Annotated in this window: 9 protein-coding genes; 7 read left to right on the top strand and 2 right to left on the bottom strand. The window is 72.0% G+C overall.

What is annotated here, in order from left to right:
* Window positions 1–7: 7 nt before the first annotated feature.
* Together ETD83_RS20515 and ETD83_RS20510 are read right to left on the bottom strand one after the other, a co-directional pair.
* Window positions 8–589, bottom strand: a complete 582-nt coding sequence (locus tag ETD83_RS20515) for an isochorismatase family protein (protein ID WP_138646754.1) — start codon at window positions 587–589, stop codon at window positions 8–10.
* A gap of 135 nt (window positions 590–724) precedes the next feature.
* Window positions 725–2,077: a nicotinate phosphoribosyltransferase gene (locus ETD83_RS20510; RefSeq protein WP_138646753.1), complete on the bottom strand. Its 1,353-nt coding sequence runs from the start codon at window positions 2,075–2,077 to the stop codon at window positions 725–727.
* A gap of 99 nt (window positions 2,078–2,176) precedes the next feature.
* Between ETD83_RS20510 and clpS the strand changes: the two genes are divergently transcribed.
* The 7 genes from clpS (at window position 2,177) to ETD83_RS20480 (ending at window position 5,945) form a co-directional block, all read left to right on the top strand.
* The gene (gene clpS, locus ETD83_RS20505) at window positions 2,177–2,473 is read left to right on the top strand and encodes an ATP-dependent Clp protease adapter ClpS (protein ID WP_138646758.1); all 297 of its coding nucleotides are present in this window, start codon (window positions 2,177–2,179) and stop codon (window positions 2,471–2,473) included.
* Between the two features lie 62 nt (window positions 2,474–2,535).
* The gene (locus tag ETD83_RS20500; protein WP_138646752.1) at window positions 2,536–3,066 is read left to right on the top strand and encodes a DUF2017 domain-containing protein; all 531 of its coding nucleotides are present in this window, start codon (window positions 2,536–2,538) and stop codon (window positions 3,064–3,066) included.
* A gap of 50 nt (window positions 3,067–3,116) precedes the next feature.
* Window positions 3,117–3,533 carry a Mov34/MPN/PAD-1 family protein gene (locus ETD83_RS20495; protein ID WP_138646751.1) on the top strand — a complete coding sequence of 139 codons (417 nt, stop codon included), beginning with the start codon at window positions 3,117–3,119 and terminating at the stop codon, window positions 3,531–3,533.
* A 44-nt stretch (window positions 3,534–3,577) separates the two neighbouring features.
* Window positions 3,578–3,700: a hypothetical protein gene (locus ETD83_RS45405; RefSeq protein ID WP_268920473.1), complete on the top strand. Its 123-nt coding sequence runs from the start codon at window positions 3,578–3,580 to the stop codon at window positions 3,698–3,700.
* Between the two features lie 118 nt (window positions 3,701–3,818).
* Complete coding sequence (locus ETD83_RS20490) at window positions 3,819–4,091, top strand: MoaD/ThiS family protein (protein WP_138646750.1); 273 nt, start codon at window positions 3,819–3,821, stop codon at window positions 4,089–4,091.
* Between the two features lie 39 nt (window positions 4,092–4,130).
* Window positions 4,131–5,078 carry a PLP-dependent cysteine synthase family protein gene (locus ETD83_RS20485; protein ID WP_138646749.1) on the top strand — a complete coding sequence of 316 codons (948 nt, stop codon included), beginning with the start codon at window positions 4,131–4,133 and terminating at the stop codon, window positions 5,076–5,078.
* A gap of 72 nt (window positions 5,079–5,150) precedes the next feature.
* Window positions 5,151–5,945 carry a thioesterase family protein gene (locus tag ETD83_RS20480; protein WP_138646748.1) on the top strand — a complete coding sequence of 265 codons (795 nt, stop codon included), beginning with the start codon at window positions 5,151–5,153 and terminating at the stop codon, window positions 5,943–5,945.
* Window positions 5,946–6,000: the final 55 nt, after the last annotated feature.

Here is a 6,000-nt window from a genome sequence, read left to right as displayed (position 1 = left end):
GTCATGGTCAGGCGGACACCACCGGCGCGCCGGACATGACGACCCCCTCCTCGGCGAGCTCGTCCAGGGCGCGGTCGACGGTCGCCTTGCTGACCCCGGCGGTGAGGTCGAGCAGGACGGCGGTGCGCAGCCCCGCGCGGGCGGCGTCCACGGCGGTGGCGCGGACGCAGTGGTCGGTGGCGATGCCCGCGATGTCGACGGCGTCCACACCGCGGGCGGCGAGCCAGTCGGCGAGGGGCTGCTCGTCGTCGGACACGCCCTCGAAGCCGCTGTAGGCGGCGGTCTCGCGGCCCTTGCTGAACACGGCCTCGATGGGCGCGAGCGCGAGGTTGGGGTGGTAGTCGGCGCCCGGCGTGCCGATCACGCAGTGCGGCGGCCAGGTGTCGACGAAGTCGGGCTCGGCGGAGAAGTGGGCGCCCGGGTCGAGGTGGAAGTCGCGGGTCGCGACGATGTGCGCGTACTCGGGCCGGTGCCCCGCCATGTACCCGGAGATGGCCGTGGCGACGTCCGCCCCGCCGGCCACCGCGAGCGAGCCGCCCTCGCAGAAGTCGTTCTGTACATCGACGATGATCAGAGCCTTCTTGCCCATGACCGCTCCCTGTACGTGGCACCTCGACCGAAAAGTCCGTTTCATCCGCTCTCTTCTGAGACGGGGCATTCTCGGCCCGTCACAGGGATGAAAAGGGCTCAATGGGGACCGTACCCCAGCTCCGCCCGGATGTTCTCAGCGGCGCGGGCCACCGTTGACGAACTCGGTGGGGAGCGCGGGCTCGCCTTTGGAAAGCTGCGTCGCCGTCGGCGGCAGTTCGGCGATCGCTCGCGCGTGGCGTTCTCGGGCGTCGAGGAGCGATTCGCGTCCGATGATCTCGCCGTTCCGCACCAGCGGTACGTGCAGGACGCGGTCGCGCGGGCCGGGTATCGGTTCACCGGTGGTGACGGTCTCGGCGAAGGCGGTGCCGTGGCCGTCGATGCGGCGGACGGCCGTCTTCCGTCCGCCGCGGCTCGGCTTGCCGGTGGAGCGTTTCGCGACCGGGCGCATGGGCGCGTCGTCCTCGGGGGCGTCCGAGCGGGCGACGAGCTTGTAGACGAGCGACGCCGTGGGCGCACCGGAACCGGTTACCAGGGACGTCCCGACGCCGTAGCCGTCCACCGGCGCGGCGGCGAGGGCGGCGATGCCGAACTCGTCCAGGTCGCCGGTGACGACGATGCGCGTGTCGTGCGCGCCGAGCGAGTCGAGCTGGTCGCGGACGCGGCGCGCCATCACCCCGAGGTCGCCGCTGTCGATGCGGACGGCCCCCAGGGAAGGCCCGGCGAGCTCCACCGCCGTCCGGACGGCCCGTTCGACGTCGTAGGTGTCGACGAGCAGCGTGGTGCTCTCGCCCAGCGCGGCGAGCTGGGCCTCGAAGGCGTGCCGCTCGCTGTCGTGCAGGAGCGTGAACGAGTGCGCGCTCGTCCCGGCGGTCGGCACCCCGTAGAGCCGGCCCGCCTCCAGGTTGGACGTGGTGGCGAACCCCGCGATGTAGGCGGCGCGGGCGGAGGCCACGGCGGCGCGCTCGTGGGCCCGCCGCGACCCCATCTCGATGATCGGACGGCCCTGCGCCGCCTGCACCATCCGGGACGCGGCCGACGCGATCGCGCAGTCGTGGTTCAGGATCGACAGCGCGAGGGTCTCCAGCAGGACGGCCTCCGCGAACGTCCCCTCCACCACCAGGATCGGCGATTCCGGGAAGTAGCACTCGCCTTCGGCATAACCCCAGACGTTCCCGGTGAAGCGGTACTTCTCCAGCCAATGCGCGGTGGGCTCGTCCACGATGCCGTTGGAGGTCAGGTAGTCCAGTTCGGCGGCGTCGAAACGGAACCGCTCGATCCCGTCGAGGAGGCGTCCCGTCCCGGCGATGACGCCGTAGCGGCGACCGGCGGGCAGGCTCCGCGCGAACACCTCGAAGACGGCGCGGCGCCCGGCCGTCCCGCTGCCCAGCGCGGCCTGGAGCATGGTCAGCTCGTACCGGTCGGTCAGCAGGGCAGTACCGTCGCCAAGGTCCACAAGTGGAACCTTACGGCCCGCTGTGGGCACCATGGTCGTGCAGGCCGCCACACCCGGCGGGAGCGGCGCATAGCATCGGGTGCGGTGGGCCACCGACTTCACGGAGAGAGGGAGGCGAGCGGTATGAGCGCCATGAGCACGGCGCCCGCGCCCGTCGAACTGGAGCGGCCGGACGCCGCCGAGGACGTGAGCGCCGACCGGCCCTGGCTGGCCATCGTCTGGAACGACCCGATCAACCTGATGTCGTACGTCACGTACGTGTTCCAGGCCGTCTTCGCCTATCCCAAGGCGAAGGCCGAGAAGCTGATGCTCGACGTGCACCACAAGGGCCGCGCCGTGGTGGCGAACGGCACCCGCGAGGAGATGGAGCGCGACGTGGAGATCCTCCATTCCTACGGCCTCTGGGCCACCGTCAAGCGGGACGACTGACCCCGTGGGCGAGACGAGCGCCCCCGCGAGCGGAGCGAGCCGATGAGCGGCGGAGCGAGCCGATGAGCCATGTGAAGAAGACCCGCCACGGCATCCGGGTGCGGCTGGAGGCCGAGGAGGTCGCGCTCCTGCGCGCCCTGATGGAGCAGCTGCTCGGGCTGCTGGGCGACGCCCCCGGCGAGGACGACGAGCTGGCCTCCATGGGCATCGCCGAGAACGCCACCACGCCGGACGACCCCGTCCTGGCGCGGCTGTTCCCCGACGCCTACCGCGACGACGGCAAGTCCGCGGAGGAGTTCCGCCGCTACACCGAGATGGGCCTGCGCGACGGCAAGCGCGAGGCGGCCGGGACGGTGCTTGCCTCGCTGAGCGGCGGTCCCGGGTCCGACATCGTCCTGGACGAGAAGCAGGCGCAGGCGTGGCTGCGGGCGCTGAACGACGTCCGGCTGGCGCTCGGCACCCGGCTGGACATCACCGAGGAGTGGTACGAGGAGGCGGAGAGCATGACCGCGGACGACCCTCGCGCTCCGATGTTCGCCGCCTACGACTGGCTCACCTCGCTGCAGGAGAGCCTGGTCCGCGTCCTCTGGTGACCGCGGCCCCAGGGGGAGGGGACGGAGGCGCCGCCGGGTAGCCTTCGGGCATGCTGACGATCGAACGGGCCCTGGTCGACAAGATCGTCGCGCATGCGCGCGCCGACCACCCCGACGAGGCCTGCGGCGTCATCGCCGGCCCCCTCGGCTCGGACCGGCCCGTCCGGTACATCGCGATGACGAACGCCGAGCGCTCCCCGACCTTCTACCGGTTCGACTCCCAGGAGCAGCTCAAGGTGTGGCGGGAGATGGACGACCGGGACGAGGAGCCCGTGGTGATCTACCACTCGCACACCTCGACCGAGGCGTACCCGTCCCGCACCGACGTCTCCTACGCCGCCGAGCCGAACGCCCACTACGTCCTCGTCTCCACCCGCGACGAGGACGATCACGAGTTCCGGTCGTACCGGATCGTGGACGGCGAAGTGACCGAAGAAGAGGTCACGATCGTCGACTCCTACGGCTGATGGCGGCGGGGATCGTCCGGGACGCGCCCGGTAAACTGGCCGTCATGTGGACGAGTGAGCAGGGAACGGTCGGCGTTCGGCGCCGCACCGGGTCCGCCGCCGTGCCACCCGTACAGAGCTTCCTGTTCGGGCACTCGCGCGCCGAGGTCGTCTACGACTGTCGCTGACGCGCCGATCCCGCCCGGGACACGCCCGGGACACGCCCGGAATCATCCCGCTGCCCGCCCGGTTGTGAGCAGGTTAGAGGGCGGGGAGCCCCGTACGACGTAGAAGGAGACCATCGCGATGGCGATCGAGGTCCGGATCCCCACGATCCTGCGCAACCTCACCGACGGCGCCAAGGCCGTCGACGGCAAGGGCGGCACGCTGGACGAGCTGTTCACCGACCTGGACACGCGGCACCCCGGCCTGCGCGACCGGCTGGTCGACGGCAAGGGCCTGCGCAAGTTCGTCAACGTCTACCTCAACGACGAGGACGTGCGCTTCCTCAGCGGCCTGGAGACCGAGGTCGCCGACGGTGACAACGTGACGATCCTGCCCGCCGTGGCCGGCGGCTGACCCGCCGCCCGCGCGCAGACAGAGCGGATAGAGCTGAAGATGCGCTTCGACTCGCTGCTGGACTCGCTCGGCCGCACCCCGCTGGTCGGGCTGCCGCGGCTCTCGCCGTCCGCCGACGTGCGGCTCTGGGCCAAGCTGGAGGACCGCAACCCCACCGGTTCGGTGAAGGACCGGCCCGCCTTCTACATGATCGAGAAGGCGGAGAAGGAGGGGCTGCTGACGCCCGGCCGCACGATCCTTGAGCCGACGTCCGGCAACACAGGCATCTCCCTCGCCATGGCCGCCACGCTGCGCGGCTACAAGATGATCTGCGTGATGCCGGAGAACACGTCCGCGGAGCGCCGCCAGCTCCTGGAGATGTGGGGCGCCCGGATCATCTTCTCCCCGGCGGCGGGCGGGTCGAACGAGGCCGTCCGGGTGGCGAAGGGGCTGGCCGAGGAGAACCCCGACTGGGTGATGCTCTACCAGTACGGCAACGAGGCCAACGCGCTCGCGCACTACGAGACGACCGGCCCCGAGATCCTGGAGGACCTCCCGACCGTGACGCACTTCGTCGCGGGGCTCGGCACCACGGGCACGCTGATGGGCGTCGGCCGGTTCCTGCGCGAGCGGGTGCCGGACGTCAAGATCGTCGCGGCGGAGCCCCGGTACGGCGACCTGGTGTACGGGCTGCGCAACATCGACGAGGGGTTCATCCCCGAGCTGTACGACGACTCCGTCCTCACCACCCGCTTCTCCGTGACCTCGGGCGACGCGCTGCGCCGCACCCGCGAGCTGCTCCAGCAGGAGGGCATCTTCGCGGGCATCTCCACCGGCGGCGCGCTGCACGCGGCGATCGGGATGGCGGCCAAGGCCGTCAAGTCGGGCGAGCGGGCCGACATCGCGTTCGTGGTCGCCGACGGCGGCTGGAAGTACCTGTCCACCGGCGCGTACGGCGGCACCCTGGAGGAGGCCGAGGCCCGCCTCGAAGGCCAGCTCTGGGCCTGACCGTGCCGCCGCGTCCCCGCACGATAGGGTGACGTTCTCGAACGTCATTCTAGATTCGCGGGAGGACGCGGGGTGATCGGGTTCGGTGCGGCGACCGCGATCGAGCCGGCCGGTGAAGGGCGGTACGAGACCGTCCTGGACGCGGGCTACGGCATGGCGGAGGCGCTGAACGGCGGCTACCTCATGGCCGTCCTGGGCCGCGCCGCCGTCGCCGCCTCCCCGCACGCCCACCCCGTCTCCACCGCGGTGACCTTCCATCGCGTCGCCCGGCCCGGCCCCGCCGAGGTGATCGTCGAGCCGCGCAAGGAGGGGCGCACGGCGGCCGCGTCCCGCGTCACGCTTATCCAGGACGCCCGGCCCGCCGCGGACGCGCTGATCACCACCGCCACCCTCGACGCCGCCGCCGAACCCGGCTGGACCGGCGCCGAGCCCCCCGGCCTGCCCCGCCTGGAGGAGTGCACCGAGTTCCAGCCCCCGACCGGCGACCGCGGGTTCGCCGACCGGGTCGACATGCGCTTCGACCGGTCCACGATGGGCTGGCTGGACGGGCGCCCCAGCGGCCGTCCCGAGGTCCGCGCCTGGTTCCGGCTCCGCGACGGCTACCAGCCCGACGCCTACGCGCTCGCCCTCGCCGTGGACGCGCTGCCGCCCGTCGCGCTGAACCTCGGCGCCCAGGGCTGGGCGCCGACCGTCGAGCTGACCTGGCACATGCGCGCCGTCCCGGCGCAGGGCTGGCTCGCCGTCCACGGCAACGGCCGCGTCCTCGCCGACGGCTGGTTCGACGAGGAGACCGAGGTCTGGGACTCCGCCGGACGGCTCGTCGCCCAGAGCCGCCAGCTCGCCCGCGTCCCCCGCCCCCGCCGCTGAGCACCACCGGCGTTTCGGACCGGTCCGCGACCGCATCATGCGCGCGCCGCGTGAG

The sequence above is a fragment of the Actinomadura soli genome (genome assembly GCF_005889715.1).
Taxonomy (GTDB): Bacteria; Actinomycetota; Actinomycetes; order Streptosporangiales; family Streptosporangiaceae; genus Spirillospora; species Spirillospora soli.
This window is presented reverse-complemented; position numbering and strand designations above follow the sequence as displayed.

Bases quoted from the DNA above. Each gene is read 5' to 3' on its own strand.
- ETD83_RS20510 (WP_138646753.1), bottom strand. From the start codon at position 2,077: ATGGTGCCCACAGCGGGCCGTAAGGTTCCACTTGTGGACCTTGGCGAC.
- ETD83_RS20495 (WP_138646751.1), top strand. From the start codon at position 3,117: ATGCTGACGATCGAACGGGCCCTGGTCGACAAGATCGTCGCGCATGCG.
- ETD83_RS20500 (WP_138646752.1), top strand. From the start codon at position 2,536: ATGAGCCATGTGAAGAAGACCCGCCACGGCATCCGGGTGCGGCTGGAG.
- ETD83_RS20485 (WP_138646749.1), top strand. From the start codon at position 4,131: ATGCGCTTCGACTCGCTGCTGGACTCGCTCGGCCGCACCCCGCTGGTC.
- ETD83_RS45405 (WP_268920473.1), top strand. From the start codon at position 3,578: ATGTGGACGAGTGAGCAGGGAACGGTCGGCGTTCGGCGCCGCACCGGG.
- clpS (WP_138646758.1), top strand. From the start codon at position 2,177: ATGAGCACGGCGCCCGCGCCCGTCGAACTGGAGCGGCCGGACGCCGCC.
- ETD83_RS20515 (WP_138646754.1), bottom strand. From the start codon at position 589: ATGGGCAAGAAGGCTCTGATCATCGTCGATGTACAGAACGACTTCTGC.
- ETD83_RS20490 (WP_138646750.1), top strand. From the start codon at position 3,819: ATGGCGATCGAGGTCCGGATCCCCACGATCCTGCGCAACCTCACCGAC.